The 21,957-nt window shown below is 46.4% G+C and carries 26 protein-coding genes; 22 read left to right on the top strand and 4 right to left on the bottom strand.

What is annotated here, in order from left to right:
• Window positions 1-2: 2 nt before the first annotated feature.
• Together ctaF and ctaG are read left to right on the top strand one after the other, a co-directional pair.
• Window positions 3-335: a cytochrome c oxidase subunit IVB gene (gene ctaF, locus ACWHAR_RS06835; protein ID WP_007409686.1), complete on the top strand. Its 333-nt coding sequence runs from the start codon at window positions 3-5 to the stop codon at window positions 333-335.
• 24 nt (window positions 336-359) lie between these two features.
• The gene (ctaG, locus tag ACWHAR_RS06830) at window positions 360-1,244 is read left to right on the top strand and encodes a cytochrome c oxidase assembly factor CtaG (protein ID WP_087920763.1); all 885 of its coding nucleotides are present in this window, start codon (window positions 360-362) and stop codon (window positions 1,242-1,244) included.
• Window positions 1,245-1,278: 34 nt separating this feature from the next.
• Here the strand turns inward: ctaG and ACWHAR_RS06825 are convergent, their stop codons facing one another.
• Window positions 1,279-1,638 (bottom strand): YugN family protein, encoded by a 360-nt coding sequence (locus ACWHAR_RS06825; RefSeq protein WP_007409688.1) that lies wholly within the window; start codon window positions 1,636-1,638, stop codon window positions 1,279-1,281.
• Window positions 1,639-1,778: 140 nt separating this feature from the next.
• Here ACWHAR_RS06825 and ACWHAR_RS06820 point away from each other — a divergent pair, with 140 nt between their 5' ends.
• The 8 genes from ACWHAR_RS06820 (at window position 1,779) to coaD (ending at window position 6,368) form a co-directional block, all read left to right on the top strand.
• Entirely contained in the window at window positions 1,779-2,222 is a 444-nt protein-coding gene (locus ACWHAR_RS06820) for a CBS domain-containing protein (protein WP_014417702.1), read from the top strand.
• Between the two features lie 84 nt (window positions 2,223-2,306).
• Window positions 2,307-3,347 carry a CAP domain-containing protein gene (locus tag ACWHAR_RS06815; protein ID WP_032874809.1) on the top strand — a complete coding sequence of 347 codons (1,041 nt, stop codon included), beginning with the start codon at window positions 2,307-2,309 and terminating at the stop codon, window positions 3,345-3,347.
• 164 nt (window positions 3,348-3,511) lie between these two features.
• Complete coding sequence (locus tag ACWHAR_RS06810) at window positions 3,512-3,922, top strand: YlbD family protein (protein WP_025284691.1); 411 nt, start codon at window positions 3,512-3,514, stop codon at window positions 3,920-3,922.
• Window positions 3,923-3,937: 15 nt separating this feature from the next.
• Window positions 3,938-4,177 (top strand): YlbE-like family protein, encoded by a 240-nt coding sequence (locus tag ACWHAR_RS06805; RefSeq protein ID WP_003154475.1) that lies wholly within the window; start codon window positions 3,938-3,940, stop codon window positions 4,175-4,177.
• A gap of 70 nt (window positions 4,178-4,247) precedes the next feature.
• Window positions 4,248-4,697, top strand: coding sequence for a YlbF family regulator (locus ACWHAR_RS06800; protein WP_032874811.1), 450 nt, complete (start codon window positions 4,248-4,250; stop codon window positions 4,695-4,697).
• A 58-nt stretch (window positions 4,698-4,755) separates the two neighbouring features.
• A complete protein-coding gene (locus ACWHAR_RS06795) occupies window positions 4,756-5,028 on the top strand; it encodes a YlbG family protein (protein WP_014417705.1) in 273 nt (90 codons plus the stop codon).
• Between the two features lie 298 nt (window positions 5,029-5,326).
• Window positions 5,327-5,881, top strand: coding sequence for a 16S rRNA (guanine(966)-N(2))-methyltransferase RsmD (rsmD, locus tag ACWHAR_RS06790; protein ID WP_007409693.1), 555 nt, complete (start codon window positions 5,327-5,329; stop codon window positions 5,879-5,881).
• A gap of 4 nt (window positions 5,882-5,885) precedes the next feature.
• Window positions 5,886-6,368, top strand: a complete 483-nt coding sequence (coaD, locus tag ACWHAR_RS06785) for a pantetheine-phosphate adenylyltransferase (RefSeq protein WP_014417707.1) — start codon at window positions 5,886-5,888, stop codon at window positions 6,366-6,368.
• 18 nt (window positions 6,369-6,386) lie between these two features.
• Here coaD and ylbJ read toward each other — a convergent pair whose 3' ends face one another.
• Window positions 6,387-7,613 carry a sporulation integral membrane protein YlbJ gene (gene ylbJ / locus ACWHAR_RS06780; protein ID WP_032874813.1) on the bottom strand — a complete coding sequence of 409 codons (1,227 nt, stop codon included), beginning with the start codon at window positions 7,611-7,613 and terminating at the stop codon, window positions 6,387-6,389.
• Between the two features lie 179 nt (window positions 7,614-7,792).
• Here ylbJ and ACWHAR_RS06775 point away from each other — a divergent pair, with 179 nt between their 5' ends.
• Together ACWHAR_RS06775 and ACWHAR_RS06770 are read left to right on the top strand one after the other, a co-directional pair.
• Window positions 7,793-8,572 carry a patatin family protein gene (locus ACWHAR_RS06775; RefSeq protein ID WP_014304961.1) on the top strand — a complete coding sequence of 260 codons (780 nt, stop codon included), beginning with the start codon at window positions 7,793-7,795 and terminating at the stop codon, window positions 8,570-8,572.
• Between the two features lie 5 nt (window positions 8,573-8,577).
• Window positions 8,578-9,600 (top strand): SepM family pheromone-processing serine protease, encoded by a 1,023-nt coding sequence (locus ACWHAR_RS06770; protein WP_007611255.1) that lies wholly within the window; start codon window positions 8,578-8,580, stop codon window positions 9,598-9,600.
• Between the two features lie 18 nt (window positions 9,601-9,618).
• On the opposite strand, the gene ACWHAR_RS06765 is transcribed toward ACWHAR_RS06770, so the two are convergent.
• On the bottom strand, window positions 9,619-10,866 hold the full coding sequence (locus ACWHAR_RS06765; RefSeq protein WP_032874815.1) for a nucleotidyltransferase: 1,248 nt from the start codon (window positions 10,864-10,866) through the stop codon (window positions 9,619-9,621).
• A gap of 208 nt (window positions 10,867-11,074) precedes the next feature.
• On the opposite strand from ACWHAR_RS06765, the gene ACWHAR_RS06760 reads away from it, so the two are divergent.
• The 3 genes from ACWHAR_RS06760 to gerR all read left to right on the top strand — a co-directional run bounded on the left by ACWHAR_RS06760 (window position 11,075) and on the right by gerR (window position 12,526).
• Window positions 11,075-11,593 (top strand): YceD family protein, encoded by a 519-nt coding sequence (locus ACWHAR_RS06760; protein WP_007611260.1) that lies wholly within the window; start codon window positions 11,075-11,077, stop codon window positions 11,591-11,593.
• Window positions 11,594-11,614: 21 nt separating this feature from the next.
• Window positions 11,615-11,794 carry a 50S ribosomal protein L32 gene (gene rpmF / locus ACWHAR_RS06755; protein ID WP_003154457.1) on the top strand — a complete coding sequence of 60 codons (180 nt, stop codon included), beginning with the start codon at window positions 11,615-11,617 and terminating at the stop codon, window positions 11,792-11,794.
• A gap of 156 nt (window positions 11,795-11,950) precedes the next feature.
• Window positions 11,951-12,526, top strand: a complete 576-nt coding sequence (gene gerR / locus ACWHAR_RS06750; RefSeq protein WP_032874817.1) for a sporulation-specific transcriptional regulator GerR — start codon at window positions 11,951-11,953, stop codon at window positions 12,524-12,526.
• 39 nt (window positions 12,527-12,565) lie between these two features.
• Here the strand turns inward: gerR and ACWHAR_RS06745 are convergent, their stop codons facing one another.
• Window positions 12,566-13,048 carry an N-acetyltransferase gene (locus tag ACWHAR_RS06745; protein ID WP_007611262.1) on the bottom strand — a complete coding sequence of 161 codons (483 nt, stop codon included), beginning with the start codon at window positions 13,046-13,048 and terminating at the stop codon, window positions 12,566-12,568.
• Between the two features lie 162 nt (window positions 13,049-13,210).
• Here ACWHAR_RS06745 and ACWHAR_RS06740 point away from each other — a divergent pair, with 162 nt between their 5' ends.
• The 7 genes from ACWHAR_RS06740 to ACWHAR_RS06710 all read left to right on the top strand — a co-directional run bounded on the left by ACWHAR_RS06740 (window position 13,211) and on the right by ACWHAR_RS06710 (window position 21,937).
• The gene (locus ACWHAR_RS06740) at window positions 13,211-14,092 is read left to right on the top strand and encodes a 2-dehydropantoate 2-reductase (RefSeq protein WP_032874819.1); all 882 of its coding nucleotides are present in this window, start codon (window positions 13,211-13,213) and stop codon (window positions 14,090-14,092) included.
• 86 nt (window positions 14,093-14,178) lie between these two features.
• On the top strand, window positions 14,179-15,798 hold the full coding sequence (gene bshC / locus ACWHAR_RS06735) for a bacillithiol biosynthesis cysteine-adding enzyme BshC (RefSeq protein WP_032874821.1): 1,620 nt from the start codon (window positions 14,179-14,181) through the stop codon (window positions 15,796-15,798).
• A 125-nt stretch (window positions 15,799-15,923) separates the two neighbouring features.
• Window positions 15,924-16,355: a division/cell wall cluster transcriptional repressor MraZ gene (mraZ, locus tag ACWHAR_RS06730; RefSeq protein ID WP_032874823.1), complete on the top strand. Its 432-nt coding sequence runs from the start codon at window positions 15,924-15,926 to the stop codon at window positions 16,353-16,355.
• A gap of 69 nt (window positions 16,356-16,424) precedes the next feature.
• Window positions 16,425-17,360, top strand: coding sequence for a 16S rRNA (cytosine(1402)-N(4))-methyltransferase RsmH (gene rsmH / locus ACWHAR_RS06725; RefSeq protein WP_007611275.1), 936 nt, complete (start codon window positions 16,425-16,427; stop codon window positions 17,358-17,360).
• Window positions 17,361-17,399: 39 nt separating this feature from the next.
• The gene (gene ftsL / locus ACWHAR_RS06720; protein ID WP_003154442.1) at window positions 17,400-17,753 is read left to right on the top strand and encodes a cell division protein FtsL; all 354 of its coding nucleotides are present in this window, start codon (window positions 17,400-17,402) and stop codon (window positions 17,751-17,753) included.
• A 6-nt stretch (window positions 17,754-17,759) separates the two neighbouring features.
• Window positions 17,760-19,904 carry a penicillin-binding protein 2B gene (pbpB, locus tag ACWHAR_RS06715; RefSeq protein ID WP_032874825.1) on the top strand — a complete coding sequence of 715 codons (2,145 nt, stop codon included), beginning with the start codon at window positions 17,760-17,762 and terminating at the stop codon, window positions 19,902-19,904.
• A gap of 113 nt (window positions 19,905-20,017) precedes the next feature.
• Complete coding sequence (locus ACWHAR_RS06710) at window positions 20,018-21,937, top strand: stage V sporulation protein D (protein WP_003154438.1); 1,920 nt, start codon at window positions 20,018-20,020, stop codon at window positions 21,935-21,937.
• Window positions 21,938-21,957: the final 20 nt, after the last annotated feature.

Raw genomic sequence — 21,957 nt, 5'->3', positions numbered from 1 at the left:
CGATGGACGATAACAAAAACAGAGGGACTGTCAGTACGGATCTCGAATATCGGAAAAAGAAAAATGCCGAGGAGATGAAATATCAGGTCATATCCTTCGGTTTGATGATCGGCCTTACGCTTGTCGCGTTTTTGACGGTGGCTGCTGACGGCATTGCCGGATGGTTTACGATGCCGTTTCTGATCCTGCTTGCGGTCATCCAGGTCATCTTTCAGCTGTTCTACTTTATGCATATGAGCCAGAAGGGGCATGAAGCGCCGTCATTATTTCTGTATTCGGGAATATTTGTCGCGTTTATCACCGTGCTTGCATTTGTCACGATTATTTGGTGGTAATCGGGACGGCGGGGAGTGAGAGATTTGATTAATTTGGAAATGTTCGGGTTTCGCGCAATGTGGAGCCCGTATCTGTTTTGTATAACTGCCGTGATAACAGGTGTTTACTTTTACTGGTGCAGCCGGCATAAAGGACGTGTGGCCGCTAAGGAGAAGGTGCTGTTTGTGCTTTCCGCGCTATTTTTTTACACGGCTGCGGGAAGTCCGGTTGATTTATTGGGCCATGTGATGTTCAGTGCTCATATGGCGCAGATGGCGGTTCTGTTTTTAGTGGTACCGCCGCTGTTGATTTCCGGAATTCCCGGCTGGGCATGGAAAAAACTGATCTTCCGTCCTGTCGTAAAGCCGCTGTTTTCGTTCTTTTCAATGCCGCTTATCGCATTAGTGCTGTTTAACGGTATTTTTTCACTGTATCACATCCCGTTTATATTTGATTTCGTCAAAACGGATTCGCTGTATCACACGCTGATGAACGGACTCATCTTTGTAACGGCGTTTTTTATGTGGTGGCCGCTTGTGCATAAGGTGGACGGTCTGCCCCGTCTCAGCGGTTTAATGAAGCTGGGGTATATTATGGCAGACGGGATTCTGTTAACGCCCGCCTGCGCGCTCATTATGTTCAGCGGGGCGCCCATGTATGCCACGTATACAGATCCGGCGGCTTGGGCCGAAGCAATGAAGCTTTGCGTTCCTTTAGATTTGCTGGAGGAGATCCCTTTATCCGGACCGGAGATGTTCAACACGCTGCCTCCTCTGGAAGATCAGCAGCTTGGGGCAGTACTGATGAAAATCATTCAAGAGGCGGTCTACGGAACATATTTGGCTGTCATCTTTTTTCAGTGGGTCAGAACGGAACGGGAAAAAGATACGCCGTCAGAGCCGCCGTATATCGAGCATACCGTCTCATGAAAAAAAGTACAGCAGAATATGCTGTACTTTTTTATTACATTTGCACTGTTTTTAATGACTCTTCCAATTCAAGCAGTAAAGCTTTGCTTTCAGCGACGACATGTTCCGGAAATTCTTCAGCGCTGCCGTATTCTACGCCGTGCGGATAATAATGCTTTCCTAAAAGAGGGGCCTTCAGCTGAATCACGGCCCGGCTGCCGCCGACATCGCCCTCTTTTGCCGTTCCTTGAATCCGCAGATAAAATGTCCCCTCAGGTACTGAAAACTTTTTGTCGTAAGTCACTCTTTCATAATCCCATTGTCCAGCCAGAATGAGCCCTTTACCTTCCATCAGATCATTCAAGCGGCTGAGCTCCGCTGTTACCCCTTCAAGACCGCTGTTTTCAAACTTCAAACCTTCCCCCTCCTTTTAAAAATGCCCTTTCCTGACAATCATAGTATGAAAGCGTTACACTTTCAATGATTCATACGGTGAAAGTATGCAAAAAGAAAAATTTGACGACAATAGTAGCAGAAAAAAGGAGGAATTCCGCAATGACAAAGATCAATAAGCTCATGACGTCAGACTTGCAATATTGTACAGTATTAGATAATGTATATGAAGCTGCGGTGAAGATGAAAGACGCGGATGTCGGCGCCATTCCGATAGTGGATGAAGACGGCGCCACCCTTGTCGGGATCGTGACAGACAGAGATCTCGTATTACGGGGAATTGCTTCAAAAAAGCCGAACTCTCAAAAAATAACCGACGCAATGACAGAGCGGGTTATCAGTGCAGAAGAAGACGCCTCTGTGGAGGAGGTGCTCCATTTGATGGCTGAACATCAGCTCAGAAGAATTCCCGTCACAAAGGATAAAAAACTGGTCGGCATTGTTACGCTCGGCGATCTTTCGTTGGCCGAGCAATCAAATGAGCAAGCAGGCCGGGCGCTGTCTGACATTTCTGAAGACGGCGGTCCGGAGGGGTTTATCCATTAAACATAAATCACGGACGATGCAAATAGGCTGTACTGTATAAGAGTAAACAAAAACAGAACGGTTTGAACATATGGGGGTGAGAGGTTGAAAAATATCGCAAGGGCTCTCGTTATCCTTTTGCTTATTTACGGAGCGTATGTTCTGTTTATACAATATGGATCGGCTCCTCAGAAAAAGACGGATCAGGAGGAGCCTCAGGTTTCCAATGATGAAGAGAGCGGAAAACGGCTGAAAATGCCGTCATCCGGACTGCTTTCTCTCATGGGGAAATCTGCCGCCGATGTGAAAAAGAAACTTGGGGAACCGTCCCGGAAAGATCCTTCTGCCTACGATTACGAGTGGTGGGTGTACAACCAGGGGAAAGACCAATACGTACAAGTCGGTATTTTGAATGATAAAGCCGTGACTTTATACGCTTCGGGAAGCGGCATCAACGCAAAACCGTTTAAGATCGGCGAATCAACGGGCGAAGTTTTTAAAACGACGCAGGTTTCTCCTTTTGTCAATGTGACTGACAAGGGAAACACGTATCGGTTCGAGTTTTCTGAAGAAGATATCAATACCCGTCCCACCGTCAAGATAGGCGGAATGTATGTTCAGCTGTACATGGACAAATTTGACGGGAATCTGTCAAGCATCAGGGCATTTGATGCGGAAACACTTGTGAAACAAAGGCCGTATGAAGTCATGTACAGAGGAAAGCTGACAGAACCCGAGCCAGTTTCTGATAAAAAATGGAACGACATTGAACGAGCGAGTGAGCAGCAGATTCTCGATATTACAAATGTCATCCGCGTGAAACACGGACTTGCAAGGCTGAAATGGGACGAAGGCGCCGCAAAAGTGGCATTCGGCCACAGCAAGGACATGAAGGATAACAAGTATTTCTCTCACGTCTCAAAAAAATACGGGACTCTGAAGGATCGCTTGGAAAAAGGCGATGTGAAATACCGGGAGGCCGGTGAAAATATTGCCTACAACTATGTGGACGGTCCTGCAGCCGTGGAGGGCTGGCTGAACAGCGAAGGCCACAGAAAGGCGCTGTTAAGCCCGGATTATACGCACCTCGGTGTCGGCGTGGACCGGAAGTATTATACGCAAAACTTCATTAAGCCTTGGCAGTAAAAAACCGCAGAGGGGCGCGTCCCCCGCGGTTTTTTTATGTTTTTTCGCGAGCGGCGCTCCTGCTGAAAAAAATATACCTGCTTTTTTTCGCAATTTAGGCGAACATTAAGGCGCATGAACCGATACATTATAGCAGGCAAAACTTTTCGGAGGGGGTGAGAATTGTGGCGAATCAGCAATCACGGCAATCAATCGATGATTTTAAACAATTCGTAAAAAAGCATCCCAAACTGATCCAAAATGTTCGCAAGGAACAAAGAAGCTGGCAGGAAGTCTATGAAAATTGGGTGCTTCTGGGCGAGGATGATCCGATATGGAACCCTTTTAAAGACGAGGCCGTTCAGCCTTCTTCCGACGCGGAAACCAAACAGGAACCAGCTGAAAAAAACGATTTCGTTTCAAAAATGGTCACTGCCGTCAAAAAAATGGATATCAACCAAATGAATGAGCAGATCAATAAAATGAGCCAATCCATTTCATCATTGCAAAGCCTTTTAAGCCAATTTTCGGGGAGCAGCACGAAGCAGCCCCGGCAAGGCTCCGGACAACATCCTTTTTCGTTCAGGAAGGATTAAAGAAGGGGATCGTGTATGCGAAAAGAGGTTCAGGAATTCATATCCGCAGATGAGGAACGGAAACGGTTTATACGGCAGCGTCCCGTCTGGTACCGCAGACTTGCGAGAAAACCGGACGATCTCAATTCCTTTCAGCTTGACATGATGAATTTTTATGAAAAGACGATACCGCATCGGGTAAGCCAATTCTCAAACGGGATTCAAATGGCGCAGATGATGATGCAGATGGTTCACGCCATGCGTTCACAGGATTAAAAAGCGTTTAAACGCCGCATTTTCCAATTGGGTGGTTTCATGGTAAACTAGCAACTGGAGGTGCGTATTTATGTATGCAACAATTGAGTCCGTCAAGCTTCAAAGGGAAGCGGAGCAGCTTGCCGGCATGATTCTGCAGTCTGAGACGGCTGAAAATTACCGCGATTGTTACAAGCGTCTCCGTGAAGATGAAGAGGCAGGGCGGATCATTCGTTCTTTTATGAGCGTTAAAGAGCAGTATGAGGATGTGCAGCGCTTTGGCAAATACCATCCTGATTATAGAGAGATTTCCCGCAAAATGAGAGAAATGAAGCGGGAACTGGATTTAAACGATAAGGTGGCCGAATTTAAAAAAGCGGAGACTGAGCTTCAGTCGCTGCTTGACGAGATCAGCATTGAACTCGGAACGGCCGTCTCGGAGCATGTAAAAGTGCCGACGGGGAATCCTTATTTTGACGGCCTGTCATCCTGCGGCGGCGGCTGCGGTTCCGGCGGCGGCTGCGGATGCAAAGTTTCCTGACGAGACGGCCGTCTCGTCTTTTACATAAAATGAACAGAAAGTCAGGCGGGTGATCATGATGGAAAATAAGCGCCAAGGCATAATCGTATATCTGCATTCCTTAAAACACAGCAAAATGCTGAGAAAATTCGGCAACGTTCATTATGTTTCAAAGCGGCTGAAATACGTTGTGCTGTATTGCGATATGGACCTAATCGAAAAAACAATGGAAAAGATTTCTTCTTATTCTTATGTGAAGAAGGTAGAGCCTTCTTATAAACCTTTTTTAAAGCTGGAATTTGAATCAAAGCTTGATAAAGCGAAAGAGTACGATTATAAAATCGGCATATAAAAAAATCCCCGCAGATACCTGCGGGGTCCTTCTATTCCTTAACAAGTTAAGGAGAAGGAAAAGGGAGAGGAGAAACCGGAGGAAGAACTTATGGGGAAACGTAAGTCTTCTCCGCGGTTGGCAACAACATCATTCATTGATGCTGTTACACGTAGTCTTGACAGGAATGTGAATATGTATACACGATTTCACGTTCATTGTTTGAAAGAATGCTTTATGATAAGATAGGGATTGTTTTTATACATAACGGCTCAGCCGATGAGAAACATCAAAGTTTTCAGAAAAAGTGGTGTGAATAATGAGAGTAATTTCCGGTTCAAGAAAAGGACGAGCCTTAAAGGCTGTGCCGGGCACATCAACAAGGCCGACGACGGATAAAGTAAAAGAGTCTATTTTTAATATGATCGGCCCGTATTTTGACGGAGGAACGGGGCTGGATTTATTTGCGGGGAGCGGCGGTCTCGGGATTGAAGCGCTGTCGCGCGGATTTGACCGCTGTATCTTTGTGGATCGTGATTTCAAAGCCATCCAAACGGTAAAAGCGAATATCAAAGCGCTTGATCTGCTGTCTTCAGCGGAAGTATACCGCAATGATGCAGAGCGGGCCCTCTATGCCGCGGCGAAACGGGAAAAAGGTTTTGACGGAATTTTCTTAGATCCTCCGTATAAGGAACAAAAGCTGAAAGCGCTTATCGAAATGATTGATGAGCAGAACATGCTGAATGAAGACGGTTTTGTCGTAGCCGAGCATGATAAAGCCGTTGCGCTTCCTGAAGCCGTCGGCGCGCTTTCTGTAACAAGAAGGGAAATTTACGGGCTTACAGGAGTGACGATATACCGAAATAGGGGGTAATGATGTGGCAAGTATAGCTGTATGTCCCGGAAGTTTTGATCCCGTTACCTACGGACATCTGGACATTATCAGACGGGGGGCAAACGTGTTTGAGCAGGTGTACGTATGCGTGCTCAATAATTCTTCTAAGCAGCCGCTGTTTACAGTTGAGGAACGATGTGAGCTGTTAAGAGAAGTGACAAAAGACATACCGAATGTTACGGTCGAGACGTCACAGGGACTGTTAATCGACTATGCGAAAAAAAAGCGGGCGAAGGCGATTATCAGGGGGCTCAGAGCCGTTTCTGACTTCGAATATGAGATGCAGGGGACTTCCGTCAACCGCGTGCTCGACGAATCAATAGAAACTTTTTTTATGATGACGAACAATCAGTACTCTTTTTTAAGTTCAAGCATCGTAAAAGAAGTCGCAAAATATAACGGGCCTGTTTCAGAGTTTGTTCCTCCGGAAGTTGAACAGGCGCTGAAGCAGAAATTTAAAGGATGAGAAGCGCTGATTGGCGTCTCATCCTTTTTTTGTCCGTGCTGACAGCCTGTAACAATAAATCAATGCGTATACGGCGAGAGCTGTCAGCGTGATAGCGGGCCCGGTTTCAACAAGCGTATTCCAACCGCTGACGGCAGCAGATACCGCTTCATGATCGCGGAAAGGGAGGAATACGGACTGGTAAGGTTCGTCCAACGCATGGTAAAGCGGCTTCCACAGTAAGAGAATAAAGAGTGCGGCATAAATGCCCTGAAGGATACGCGCCGCGAAAAACGGTTTAAAGCGGATATCTGTTTCCGATAAAATGCCGGCTACCTGGGCCTGTACGGAAAGGCCGCTGAACCCGAGAATAAAACTCACAATCATGGCTTTCGGCAGCAAGGCGGCATCAGCTTCACTGACCAGCTTGCTCCCAAGTGTAATTTCAAACATCCCGCTGATAAGAGGGATGTCCAGATTTGCCGGAAGATGAAAAAGCGAAAGCAGCGCGTTTGTAAATACAGAAAGCACATCCATGACTTGTACGATTGATAATAACCGGCTGAAAACCGAAAACAATATAATAAAACCGCCCACCATCAGCAAGGTTTGTACAGAAGAGGTGACGGCGTCGCCCAAAATTTTTCCGAGCGGCCGCTTTTCCGAAAGCCGCGCCTTGTGGAGGGCCAGAAATGCTTCCTTCAGAGAAGGGAGAGCGATCGTCTTTTTACCGGTATACGCCGCTTCTTCTTTCCGTCCGTATGAACGCATCGTCAGGCCGACAGCGATGTTTCCGAGATAGTGAGCCGATGCCAGCAGAATGCCGAGAGACGCGTTATGAAAAAAGCCGACTGCCACAGCAGCGAATATAAATAACGGATTGGATGAATTGGTAAAAGAGACGAGGCGTTCAGCCTCTACTCTGGAGATTTGTTTATCCTGGCGCAGCCGTGCAGTCAGCTTCGCGCCGGCCGGATTGCCTGAAGCCATGCCCATAGCCAGTACAAATCCGCCGACCCCCGGCACTCTGAAAATGGGACGCATAAAGGGTTCGAGTAAAAGGCCGACAAACTTGACAATGCCGAATCCGATTAAAAGCTCAGATAGAATAAAAAACGGAAGCAATGAAGGAAAAACTACCTCCCACCACATGGAAAGACCGGTTTTGGAGGCTTCGAATGAGGCCTGAGGGTGTGAAATAACCGTCGCCGTCAAAAAAATGAAAAACAATGAAATCAAAAATGTATGAAACTTAGACAAATTCATTCTTACCTCCCCGATGCTAAAATTGCACACTGACATTTATATCATGATAAAATATAGAACAGACCTTAAAGGCGGCCCGGCAAGTACCTATTTGTCATCCTGTACTAATATACGAGCATAGGGGTTCAATTTAGACCATAGAATTCATGTATAGGATGTATATTAGGGGGTTCGTCGCGTTGGCCAAACCTACAATCGGGTTAGCGTTAGGTTCGGGAGGGGCAAGAGGCATCGCTCATCTCGGAGTGTTATCCAGTTTACATAAGCATCAGATTCCAATTGATATGATTGCCGGCAGCAGCATGGGAGCATTAGTCGGAAGCTTTTATGCGGCCGGGCATGACGTGGCCACGATGAAAAAAGTCGCCAAAGCATTTAAGCGGCGGCTGTACGCGGATTATACGATGCCGAGGCTCGGATTTTTAAAAGGGGACCGCATCAGGCAGCTCGTTCATGCCTATACGTACGGCAAGCCGATAGAAGAACTGCGGATCCCGCTCGGCATCGTGGCCTGCGACCTTCAGACCGGCGAAAAGCTTGTTTTTACGAAAGGTTCAGTATCCGAAGCCGTCCGCGCGAGCATCAGCATACCGGGCGTTTTCGTCCCGCAAAAAATGAACGGACGTATGTTAGTCGACGGCGCGGTGGTCGACAGAATCCCGGTTTCCGCCGTAAAAGATATGGGTGCTGATATCGTCATCGCCTCTGACGTATCCCGGGTGAAAAAAACGGAAAAGGCGGCACATATTTTTGATGTAATCATGCAAAGTATGGATATACTGCAAAATGAATTGGTCCGTCACCAGACCATTGCCGCAGACGTCATGATCCGCCCTTCTCTTGAATCATTCAGCTCAAGTTCTTTTGCCAACATTGATCATATGATCACAGCGGGCGAAGAAGCCGCAGACCGGATGATCGGCCGGATTAAACAAGAAATAGAGAACTGGGAGGGCTAACTCATATGAAAGCAAAACATTTTCGCTGGGTGTTTATCATCCTGATCTTATTAATCGCTGTTACATTTATTAAGCTTCCGTATTACATCACACAGCCGGGAGAAGCATCAGAGCTGAGACCGCTGATTAAGGTGGACGGAGGTTATCCTGAAAAAGGAAGCCTTTCCTTGATGACTGTCAAAGTAGGCCCCGCCAATCCGTATACATATCTTTGGGCGAAAGTGCATCCTTACGATGAAATCGTCTCTGATGAAAGCATAAAAGAAGAGGGCGAATCGGACTCGGATTATATGAAGCGCCAGCTGCAAATGATGAAAAGCTCCCAAGAAAACGCGGTCATTGCCGCTTATCAAAAAGCCGGGAAACAGGTGAAATACTCATTTAACGGCATTTATGCCAGTTCAGTCGTCTCTGACATGCCGGCAAAAGGAAAAATAGAGGTCGGTGATAAAATCATCAGCGCGGACGGGAAAACATACGAATCCGCTGAAAAGCTGATTGATTATATCAGCAGCAAAAAAGCGGGGGAAAAAGTAACGTTTCACATTGAACGGGACACGAAAGAAAAGACCGTTGACATTGTGCTGAAATCATTCCCGGACGACCCGAAAAGAGCGGGAATCGGCGTCGCATTATATACGGACCGGAACGTGAAAGTGAAGCCGGATCTTCATTTCAGCATTGAAAACATCGGCGGGCCTTCTGCGGGTCTCATGATGTCTTTAGAAATTTACAACCAGCTGACAAAACCTGACGAAACAAAAGGCTATAATATAGCCGGAACGGGGACAATCGACGTGGACGGCAAAGTCGGACCGATCGGCGGAATCGATCAGAAAGTCGTCGCCGCAGACAAAGCGGGAAAAGATATTTTCTTTGCGCCGAATCAAAACGGAGCTGAAAATTCTGATTACAAAAATGCGGTAAAAACGGCGAAAGCAATCAAGTCCGATATGAAGATCGTCCCTGTCGACACCATGCAGGACGCACTTGACTATTTGGATCAGCTGAAAGTAAAAAGCACCTGATACAGACAGGTGCTTTTTTTACGCATTCAAAAAACGATTTTCATCTTCATCATAGCGGATCGGCGCTTGTGAAAATTCCTGTTTCTCAAACAATGTGCGTTCAGGTTCGTTTATCGGCAGGCTGTAAACCCGTCCCGCCAGTATGTCCAGATCCAGAGCGGGATGAGAGAAAGAAGAGAGCTTGCTGACGAGAGGTGCGGTAAGCTCTTTTTTCTTTGCCGACAGGTACGCCTGTCCTTTTTTCGTCATTCCGAGAAGACGGATATAAGGAGCGCTTGAAGGCTGTAAGAGCCGATGCATGTCTTCCTTTTTCGTCCGTGTCAGAATGTGCGTATTCATCCGCTGCAGCCTCGTCCACGTGTATCGTTTTGTTTTCAATCGTTCCATCATTTCGCGATAGGATCGGGCTTGTCTGATGGTGCGCAGAATCCTGTGCTCAAGGCCTTCTTCCACTTCATAGATTCGGCTCAATTCTTCAGCGGAAAGAGTGCTGAGGCTGTATTTTACATATGAAAAATAGTCTTCCGTGCTGTGCCATATTCCGTATGAATTTCTGTATGCCTCCAGCTCACGCGCAGACGCTTCCGGGAGAAAGCTCCTTGCGGCCGCCGTTCCTTTTTCTATCAGCGCTTTCCGGATGCTTGTTGCGCTGGCTATCCGGCTGTTATCTGCGGGGAGCTCGGCGTCATGATACTGGGAAGCGATTCTGGCTGTCGTATAAGGCTTCATAGCGGAACCGGAGGTGTGTATCGCTCTAACGTAGTGAAAACCGAGAATATTGTTCGGCTTGGACAAATCGAGCATGTCCCGCCCTTTGAATATGTGTGAAAAAGCTTTTGAGGCGGCGGCCGGATAGCTGAGACCCTTTTTCAGCTCCTCTTTCAGAATCAGGCTGCAGTCATCTTCCTTTCGGCTGAACGCTTCAGACGCTTCAATAAAAGGTTCGATCCGCCCGTTTTCGCTGCCGAAAAACAAGCTGCTGCATCCTAAATGATGAAGAAGCGAAACGCTGCCGCGCGCGAATAATTCCGCTTTTTGTACGGCATATATATAAGGGAGCTCAATGACGATATCCACGCCGTTTTCCAGCGCCATTTTTGTCCGGGCCCACTTTGAGACGGCGGCCGGTTCCCCGCGCTGCAAAAAAGGGCCGCTCATCACCGCCGCCGCGACGCTGCTGTCCGTTTTGATTTTTGCTTGTTCCGCATGATAGCGGTGTCCGTTATGAAAGGGATTATATTCAACAACCAGGCCGACTGCTTTCATATTTGTCCCGCCTTTCTTGCTATGTTTTGCTTCGTGTGGTACATTTGCAAATGAAGTGCATATTTTAGTCCGTTTCGTTTAGTGTATGCATAGCCTATCCGGCTGTCAACGATTGCATGACGGCGGCATTATGCTGTAAAGAAAAAATATTGACAAAAACATTCTGAAAAGCTATAATCATGTTTGTTGCTTTCCTGAGGTGATACAAATGAAATGGACGATTTATCAGCTTCATCAAATGGCAAAAAAGAGCTTTGAATTTGATGAAACAGTTGAGTTAAATGAGCTGACAAAATTGAATTCTGACATCCGCCGCATTTCTCCTGTCCGGGTGAAGGGCCGCGCGGAGATTGAATCCAAGCAAGTTTCGTTTGACTTTACGATTTCAGGCGAAATGGTTTTGCCGTGCTCAAGAACTTTAGTTGATGTGCCGTATCCATTTACAATCGCGACAAAAGAACTGTTTAGATTTCATAAGTCGGATGATATAGAAGATGAGGACGTTCATATTGCTGAAGACGATATCGTCGACTTAACTCCGATCATAAAAGAAGAGATTCTTTTAGAAATTCCTATGCAAGTCTTTTGTGAAACTGAACAAAAAGAAGGAGCCGCTCCCCAAGTGGGGAAGGATTGGCAAGTGATTTCTGAGGAAGACAAGAAAAATCAAATCGACCCCAGACTTGCGGATCTGAAAAAGCTCTTAACACAAGATGATGAATCTTAACTCTTTAAGGAGGTGGGAATAATGGCTGTACCTTTTAGAAGAACTTCTAAAATGAAAAAAAGATTGCGCCGTACACATTTCAAACTAAATGTACCTGGTATGACAGAATGCCCGTCATGCGGAGAGATGAAATTGTCTCACCGTGTATGTAAAGCATGCGGATCATACAACGGCAAAGACATAAATGTTAAAAGCAATTAATGTATGAAGAAAAGCGCGGGAATCTCGGTTCCTGCGCTTTTCTTTTTTTCTCCCTCCGGCCTGCTTCCGCCGAAAAAATTGTGAGCGCCAATAGTCTATCTAATCTATCAGCGGCATATGTATGAGGTAAATGAGCAAATATGGAGGGAGATACGATTGACGATAACGAGACAAGACGCGTGGACGCAAGATGAAGATTTGCTGCTGGCCGAAGTGGTGCTCAGGCATATTCGGGAAGGCGGGACCCAGCTTTCCGCTTTTGAAGAAGTCGGCAGAGCGCTGACGAGAACGGCTGCCGCCTGCGGGTTCAGATGGAATTCTTATGTCAGAAAACAATATCAGTCAGGGATAGAACTGGCGAAAAAACAGCGGAAGGAATTAAGAAAGCAGATCGGGGTGCATTCCGCCAATCTGCCGGGAACCGTCAAACAGCCTCCGATCCGCAGGGCGGAAGGAGAAAAAGAGCTGTCCATTGATGATGTCATTTTGTTTCTGCAGCAATTTAAAGAGTCGCCGGCCACAGCGGATGTGCGTCATGAAAAAGAAAAACTCACAGAACAGCTGACCGCGCTGCAAAAAGAAGTCGAGGATCTGCGTGAGGAAAATGAAAGCTTGAGAAACAAGCTGGAGATGACGGAAGAAGATTATAAAGCGTTAATTGACATTATGGACAGAGCGAGAAGGATGGTCAATTCAAAAGAAGACGACAGAAAATCGGCGCAGAGCCTGTAAAATGAACCGGCCTGGGGGCGGCGCCCGGCCGGTTTTTTATTATGCCGTTTCTCCGGATGTCATTTCACCGTCCATATCGGGATGCCAGATATAAGGATTTTCTCCTTTATCACGCGCCATATCATATTTAACGGGCTCAAAATTCATCTTATCCCAGAAATCTGCTGATTTCATGCGTGAATTTGTCCTGATCGGCATTCTGAAGGATTTTGCAAAATCAACAAGCGCTTTTCCGTATCCGTTGTTTTGATAGCCCGGAAGAACCTCAAGCTTCCAAAGTTCCAAAAAGTCCTGACGCTGATCAAAATACGGATTCGCACCTCCGTTTACCTGATATAAACTCATTCTCGCCACTAGTTTATCCCCGAAGTAAATCCCGTAAAAAGGCGAGGTGCTGTCATTTTCAATGATGTTATCCTGAAGATCTTCAAGCATCGACAGCTCCTGCATCCCGTATTCCTTAAACCTTTTAAATTCTTCGAGTGTCTTAAAGTTGATGAGCAGTCGCTCTATTTTCAACACAAACTCCCCCTTTGTTGTGTTCTACCATTATTGTAAACGCTTTAATTGAAAATTCCAACTATAATATGCTTGCCAGTCTTTTTGCTCAAAACGAAATTGAAGTAATTTGCGTCGGCTTCTGCTATGATAATATGGAAAAATGCAGATATAGGGTGTGACAGTGTGAAAATCGGAATTATCGGCGGCGGAGCGGTAGGCCTTTTATGTGCTTACTACTTATCGTCCCGCCATCAGGTAACGGTCATTACGCGGCGGACGGAGCAGGCTGATGCGATTAACTCAGGCGGTATACGGCTTTTGAAAGACGGAATAGAATGTACGGCGGCATGCAGAGCGCAAACAGGCATCACTTCCGGATTCGACCTCTTAATCGCAGCCGTTAAACAGCACCAGCTAAGTGCGGTGTTGCGGGATCTTGAGATGATAAAAGGGACGAATGTGCTGTTTTTGCAAAACGGCATGGGACACATACACGACATTAAAGATTGGCATACGGATCATTCGCTTTATGCCGGCACTGTTGAGCACGGAGCAAAAAAGATTTCAGATCATGCCGTTGAACATACGGGATCGGGGGCCGTAAGATGGAGTGTATTCAGCGCTTCCCGGCCGGAAACGCTCAAAAGCATCTTTTCCGGCATGCACCGGGATTTTCCCGTATATGATGAAAACGACTGGTATCGGCTGTTAACGGGAAAACTGATCGTAAATGTATGCATTAACCCGTTAACTGCATTGCTGCGCGTGAAAAACGGAGAGCTGGTAACAAATGACGCTTACAAAAAATATATGAGAAACGTGTTTGAAGAAGCGGAGACAATACTTGGCCTCGCCGATAGAGAAGAAGCGTGGAACAAGGTTTGCGAAGTTTGCAGACTGACGGAAAAAAATCATTCTTCCATGCTCGTCGATATCATGGCAGGCAGGCGGACAGAGGCCGATGCGATTATCGGCTACCTTGTAAAAGAAGCGGAAAGCCGCGGATTGCCGGCCGTTCATCTCACGTTTTTACACCGCAGCATAAAAGCGTTAGAAAGAAACTGAAACAAAGTCTTTTGAGGTTTTCCGGTAACATGCTATACTCATTTCGGAAACCTAACTATTTATTGGAGAAAGGAAGTTCCAGACAGATGCAGCTAACTGAACTTTCCATCAAAAGTCAAAATAAGTTTGTGCAGCACTATATAGATGGAGAAAACATGTCTTCATTTTTTGATTATGATATTCATTCAGAGGACGTATGGCAAAAGCGGCTTCATGACTTGTCTTCGCGGCCGTTTGCCAGAGAGGAATTAGCGGATTATTTATCCTCCTATCACGAAAAATTTCACTCCGCCGCCATGCAGGCCTCCATCGAAAAACTGAGAGATCCAAAAAGCGCAGCGGTTGTAGGCGGCCAGCAGGCCGGTCTTTTAACGGGGCCTCTTTACACCATACATAAAATTATCTCCATTATCGTACTTGCCAGACAGCAGGAAGAGGTGTTACAGATTCCTGTCGTTCCGATTTTCTGGGTGGCGGGTGAAGATCACGATCTGGAAGAAATCAATTTTGTGCATACGTCAGCAGAGAATAAAGGTCCGGTGAAACAGAAACTGCCGCAGTCGTACTGGAAAAAAACATCAGCGGCTAAAACCGAGCTTGATCAGGAAAAATGCGCGGCTTGGATTGATGAAGTGTTCGTTGCTTTTGAGGAAACGGATCACACAAACACACTCCTTCAAAACGTGAAGCGATGTTTACGCTCATCAGAGACATTCACGGACTTTTTTGAGCTGTTGATCGCCGACTTGTTTCAAGAAGAAGGCCTTATTCTGATGAATTCGGGAGATCCGGGGATTAAAAAGCTGGAAACGGGTATGTTTCAGCAGATTTTAAAACACAATCATGAGCTTGCCAAAGCCGTGTCAGACCAGCAGAGTCTTATGCGGGAAGCCGGTTATCACCCGATTATTGAATCGGACAAAGATCAGGCCAATCTGTTTTACGAACACGAGGGAGAGCGTTTCTTAATTGAAAAAGACAACGGCGTTTTTGTCATTAAGGAGCTTGACCTGAAGTGGACGAACGACGAGCTTCATACCCATATGGAAGAAAAACCGGAATGTTTCAGCAATAACGTTGTGACAAGGCCGCTTATGCAGGAGTTTCTCATTCCGACTCTGGCGTTTATCGCGGGGCCGGGGGAGATCAATTATTGGGGTGAGCTGAAGCAGGCTTTCTCATTAATGGGCCTTCGCATGACGCCGGTAGTGCCGAGACTGAACATTACGATTCTTGAGCGCCATATTGAAAAGAAGCTTTCAGAACGGAATATCCCGCTTCAGGAAGCGATCGAACACGGCACCGGACACCTGAAAGACACTTATTTTGAAGAGCAGATTCCGGAAGAGTTTTCTTCTGTAATGGAACAGGCGAAGTCGCAGATTGAAGCTGTCCATAAACGCGCAAGGGACGAAGCGCTGAAGGTCGATTCAAGCCTTGAGCCGCTCTTACAGAAGAATGCCGCCTTCATTCAAGATCAGCTCTTGTTTTTAGAACGGACGGTAACGAAAAGAATTGAAGAAAAAGAAGGCTTTGTGCTGCGTGACTATGAAAGAATCCAAAACAGCGTCAGACCGCTCGGCGCTCCGCAGGAACGGATTTGGAATGTGATGTATTATCTGAACCGCTACGGTCCAAAATTCTTCACAACCTTCAAACATCTGCCATTTTCTTTTCAAAACCAACATCAGATTGTCAAACTTTGAAATAAAGTTTTAAAGAACCCTGAATAGTTCAGGGTTTTTTTTTATGTGTAAACAGTGTAAAATGAGGTTGTGGAGAGAAGTGGCGGATAGTGGTGAGTTTAGGGGAGAAAGTGGGGGTCCTTATCATGTTTATGGGTGAATACCGGCATACTGTTGATGCAAAGGGCCGCATGATCGTACCCGCAAAATTCAGAGATGGCCTCGGTGAGCAGTTCGTGCTGACCAGAGGACTGGACCAATGCCTTTTCGGCTATCCGATGAATGAATGGAAGCTGATTGAAGAAAAGCTGAAGGCTCTGCCGCTCACCAAAAAAGACGCCCGCGCATTTACCCGATTCTTTTTTTCCGGTGCGACCGAATGCGAACTGGACAAGCAGGGAAGGGTTAATATTGCGTCATCTCTTCTGAATTACGCAAAACTGGAAAAAGAATGTGTTGTCATCGGGGTTTCCAATCGAATTGAATTGTGGAGTAAGGTAATATGGGAACAATACACAGAAGAGCAAGAAGATTCATTCGCTGAAATTGCTGAAAACATGATTGGATTTGATATATAATGGATCTTCGTGCATCACAACAACAACTGACAATTCAATTCATTCCTTATAAAGGTGGGACCGACACAAATGTTTCAGCATAAGACAGTACTTCTTCGTGAAACCGTCGACGGTTTAAATATCAAACCGGACGGAACCTATGTGGACTGCACCCTTGGCGGCGCCGGGCACAGTACATATTTATTGCAGCAATTATCGGAAAAAGGACGCTTGATCGCCTTTGACCAAGATGACACAGCACTTGAAAACGCAAAGAAAACATTGTCCGAATACAAAGGACAGCTTATTCTGGTGAAAAGCAACTTTCGTTATTTAAAAGAGTGTTTACATGAACACGGCATTACGAGTGTCGACGGAATTTTATTTGATTTAGGAGTATCCTCTCCGCAGCTTGATACACCGGAACGGGGATTCAGCTATCATCATGACGCACCGCTGGACATGAGGATGGACCAGTCGGCCGCCCTTACGGCGAAAGAAGTCGTAAATGAATGGCGGTATGAGGACCTTGTGAGGATTTTCTTTAGATACGGAGAAGAAAAATTCAGCAAGCAGATCGCCCGAAAAATTGAAGAGGCTAGAGAAAAATCGCCTATTCAAACAACCGGCCAACTGGTCGATCTAATAAAGGACGCGATACCGGCTCCGGCGAGAAGAAGCGGAGGTCATCCGGCCAAACGTGTATTCCAAGCCATTCGAATCGCCGTAAACGACGAGCTTCAAGTATTTGAAGAGGCCCTCTTGCAAGCGATAGAGGTGCTGAAGCCGGGCGGAAGGGTGTCTGTGATCACTTTTCACTCGCTGGAAGACAGAATGTGCAAGACGACATTCAAGGAAAAATCATCACTTCCCGAACTGCCTCCGGGTCTTCCCGTGATACCGGAAGAATTTGAACCGGAATTAAAACTGATTACGAGAAAGCCCATTACGGCATCAAAAGAGGAGCTTGAAGAAAATAACCGCGCCCGGTCAGCGAAGCTCCGCATTGCGGAGAAACGAAAATAACGGGCAGCAAATGACAACATTAAAGGAGGTCATCAGCCTATGAGCAACTTAGCTTACCAGCAGGAAAAACAACAACGGCCAGTGATAAGTCCCGAAAAAAAGGTGATTGTCAAAAAGAGGGCTTCCATTACACTCGGGGAAAAGGTGCTGCTCGTCCTGTTTGCCATTGCCGTTCTCTCCACATCAATGTTTATCGTATCAAAGGCATACGCGGCGTACCAATCCAATATTGAGGTGCAAAAACTGGAGGAGAAAGTATCTGAGAAGAATAAGCAGATCGGTGATCTCGAAAAGACGGCTGCTGACTTAAGCCAGCCGCAGCGCCTGATGGATATCGCTAAAAAGCACGGTTTGAATCTGAAAGATAAAAAAGTGAAAAACATACAGGAATGATAACCCATGCCGAAAAAAAATAAGTTTATGAACAGAGGAGCAGCGATACTCAGTATTTGTTTCGCTCTCTTTTTCTTTGTCATTCTCGGGAGAATGGCGTACATTCAATTAACCGGTAAAGCAAACGGTGTAGAACTTGCAACAAAAGCGACTGAGCAGCACGAAAAAAAGCGGACGATAGAAGCGAGCCGCGGCTCTATTCTTGACCGGAACGGCAAAGTGCTTGCAGAGGACACGGCGACATATAAGCTCATTGCCGTGCTTGATAAAAAAATGACGAGTGATCCGAAGCATCCTCAGCATGTCAAAGACAAAGAGAAAACGGCGGAAAAACTGGCGACCGTTATCAATCTTGATAAAAGCGAGATTCTGGACATCTTAAACAGGGATGGCGCGAAGCAGGTGGAATTCGGTTCAGCCGGCCGCGATATCTCTTATGCGAAAAAACAAAAGATCGAAAAAATGAATCTTCCGGGTATTTCTTTCTTAAGAGATACGAAGCGCTACTATCCGAACGGTGTATTTTTGTCAAATGTTCTCGGCTATGCCGATGTGAATGAAAAAACAAACGAGATACAAGGCTCTTTAGGGCTTGAAAAAATACTGAATAACTATCTGACGGAACGCGACGGATCCGTCACTTACGAAAGTGATAAATCCGGCTGGAAACTTCCGAACAGCAAAGAAAAAATCACCGCACCTAAAAACGGTGACAATGTATATTTAACCATTGATCAGAAAATTCAAACCTTTTTAGAAGACAGCATGACGAAAGTAGCGGAAAAATATAAACCGAAAAAAATTATGGCGGCTGTCGTAGAACCGAAAACAGGCAAGGTGCTTGCGATGGGGCAGCGTCCGAGTTTCGACCCGAATATCAGAAACGTCACCAATTATTACAACGACTTAGTGTCGTACGCGTATGAACCGGGATCGACGATGAAGATCTTTACGCTTGCCGCGGCGATTCAGGAAAATGTGTTTTCCGCAAACGAGAAATATAAATCAGGAACATATAAAGTGGGAGGCAAACCTGTTAAAGATTGGAACGACGGCGCCGGATGGGGTATGACAAGCTTCCGTGACGGCCTCATGAGGTCATCCAATGTTGCTTTCGCCAAACTGGCCAACGAAAAACTGGGGTTTGACCGGTTTAATGAGTACCTGCACAAATTCGGGCTCTATCAAAAAACAGGGATTGATCTGCCCGGTGAAGTATCAAGTAAAATTAACTACAAATATGATTTTGACAAAGCGTCTACGGCTTACGGCCAAGCATCGGCGATAACGCCGATCCAGCAGCTGCAGGCGGTCACGGCGATTGCCAATAACGGCAAAATGATGAAACCTTACGTCATTGATCATATTGTCGACCCCGATACGAAAAAAGTCGTCAAGCAGACAAAACCAGAGCAAGCAGGCACGCCGATTTCAGCCGATACGGCGAAAAAAGTCCGGAATCTGCTCGGAGAAGTCGTGACGTCAGACATCGGAACGGGAAAACCTTATAAAATTGAAGGATTTGACGTCGCGGGTAAAACGGGAACCGCACAAATTGCCGGGACGGGCGGATATTTAAGGGGAACGAGCAACTATGTGTTTTCATTCATGGGCATGGCGCCGAAAAATGATCCTAAGCTCGTCATCTATGTAGCCGTGCAGCAGCCGCAATTAAAAGCGGGTCAAAGCAGCTCTGATCCTGTCGCGGAAATCTTTAACCCGACGATGAAAAACAGCCTCCACTACATGAATATCGAACCGACGGAAAAAACAGATTCCGGTCAGGAAGAAACGAAAAGCCAAAAAATGCCTGACCTGACAGATAAGACGGTCAAGAGCGCTGAGAAGGAAGCGAAAAATGAACATCTCACACCGATTGTCATCGGCAGCGATGTTGCCGTAAAAGAGCAGTATCCGACAGCCGGAGAAGATGTGATCACCAATCAGAAAATCTTCTTAAAAACAGACGGAAAGATGACGATGCCGGATATGTCCGGATGGTCGAGACGGGAAGTGCTTCAATTCAGCAAAGTATCAGGCATTCACATTGATGTGAGCGGTGAAGGTTACGCTTCAAGCCAAAGTGTGAAAAAAGGCAAAGAACTGAAAGAAAATACCGTGATCAAGGTGAAATTTAAAAATCCTGATTAACGGGACAGAGAAGTCCGCGGATGCCCGCGGGCTTCTTTTTTATGCGCCGCCGTTCTATGTGTCCAAGCTGAGGCATAAATTGAAACAAGCCTAAATAAGGAGTGGACGGTCCCTTGCGCGTTTCAAATGTAACGGTTCGAAAACGTTTATTACTGGTTTTGCTTTTTGGCGTAATCATTTTTTTGATCATTGACAGCAGATTAGGCTATGTCCAATTTGTGATGGGAGAAAAGCTGACTTCACTGGCTAAGGATTCCTGGAGCCGGAATTTGCCGTTTGAGCCTGAGCGGGGAGAGATCCTTGACCGAAACGGCGTGAAGCTGGCTACTAATAAAAGCGCGCCGACCGTCTTTGTCGTACCGCGCCAGATCCAAAATCCCATAAAAACGGGCAAGCTTCTCGCGTCAGTTTTAAATATGTCGGAAGAGAAGGTCTACAAACACATTACTAAGAAAACCTCCATAGAAAAAATCTCACCCGAGGGGCGGAAAATTTCCAATAAAAAAGCGAAAGAAATCAAAGCGCTCGACTTAAAAGGGGTTTATGTGGCTGAAGACAGCATCCGCCATTATCCGTACGGAAGCTTTTTGTCCCATGTTCTCGGTTTTGCCGGTATTGATAACCAGGGCCTTCTCGGATTGGAGGCTTATTATGATGATGACTTAAAAGGTGTAAAGGGATCTGTGAAATTTTATACGGATGCCAAGGGGAAGAAAATGCCTGATGAAGCGGATGATTACACCCCTCCGAAAGACGGACTTGATATGAAATTGACGATTGACGCCAAGGTTCAGACGATTATAGAAAGGGAGCTCGACAATGCAGCGGCGAAATATAACCCGGACGGAATGATTGCGGTCGCAATGAATCCGAAAAACGGGGAAGTGCTCGGCATGTCAAGCCGTCCTGATTTTGATCCGGCTGACTATCAATCGGTGGATCCGTCCGTTTACAACCGAAACCTGCCGGTATGGAGCACATATGAACCGGGTTCGACCTTTAAGATTATTACGCTTGCGGCGGCGCTCCAAGAGCAAAAAGTAAACTTGCAAAGAGACCACTTTTATGACAAAGGATTTGCCGAGGTTGACGGCGCCCGCCTCCGATGCTGGAAAAAGGGCGGCCACGGTTCGCAATCTTATCTTGAAGTCGTTCAAAATTCCTGCAACCCTGGGTTTGTACAGCTGGGGGAACGGCTCGGAAAACAAAAGCTGTTTCAATATATTAAGGACTTCGGCTTTGGAAAGAAAACAGGCATTGATCTGCAAGGGGAAGGAACGGGGATCTTATTCCCGCTTGACAGAGTCGGACCGGTCGAACAGGCGACAACCGCTTTCGGACAAGGGGTTTCCGTCACGCCGATTCAGCAGGTGGCAGCCGTTTCCGCAGCAATAAACGGCGGAACGCTTTATACTCCGTTTATCGCCAAAGAGTGGGTTGATCCCGTTACGAAAAAAACTGTTAAGAAACAATCACCGATTGCGAAAAGGCAAGTTATTTCCCAGGAAACGTCAAAGCAGATCAGATATGCTTTAGAAAGCGTCGTCGCTCAGGGAACGGGGCGGAACGCCTTTGTGGAAGGGTATCGCGTCGGCGGAAAAACAGGTACCGCACAAAAGGTCAAAGACGGCAAATATCTCGAAAACAACCATATCGTCTCCTTTATCGGTTTTGCGCCGGCTGATGACCCGAGCCTTGTCGTGTATGTCGCGGTTGATAATCCGAAAGGCACGATTCAATTCGGGGGAACCGTCGCCGCGCCGATTGTCGGAAATATGATGAGAGACAGTCTGCCTGAGCTCGGCGTGAAACCGCGAAAAAATCAAATCGAGAAAAAATATCAATGGAACGACACAAAAACAATAGAGGTTCCGAATGTTGTAGGGATGTCTGTCTCTGATCTTGAGTCGCTGCTTGTCAATTTGAATATTGACTCCTCAGGAAAAGGAAGCAAAATTGTGAAACAATCACCTGCAGCCGGAACGAAAGTAAAAGAAGGCTCAAAGATCCGTGTTTACTTGAGTGAAGAATGAGTCTTTTTGAGGCAGCCGAT

The organism is Bacillus sp. LR--39, from assembly GCF_053613335.1.
Note: the sequence above shows the minus strand (reverse complement) of the source record. Positions and strands in the feature narration are given on the sequence as shown.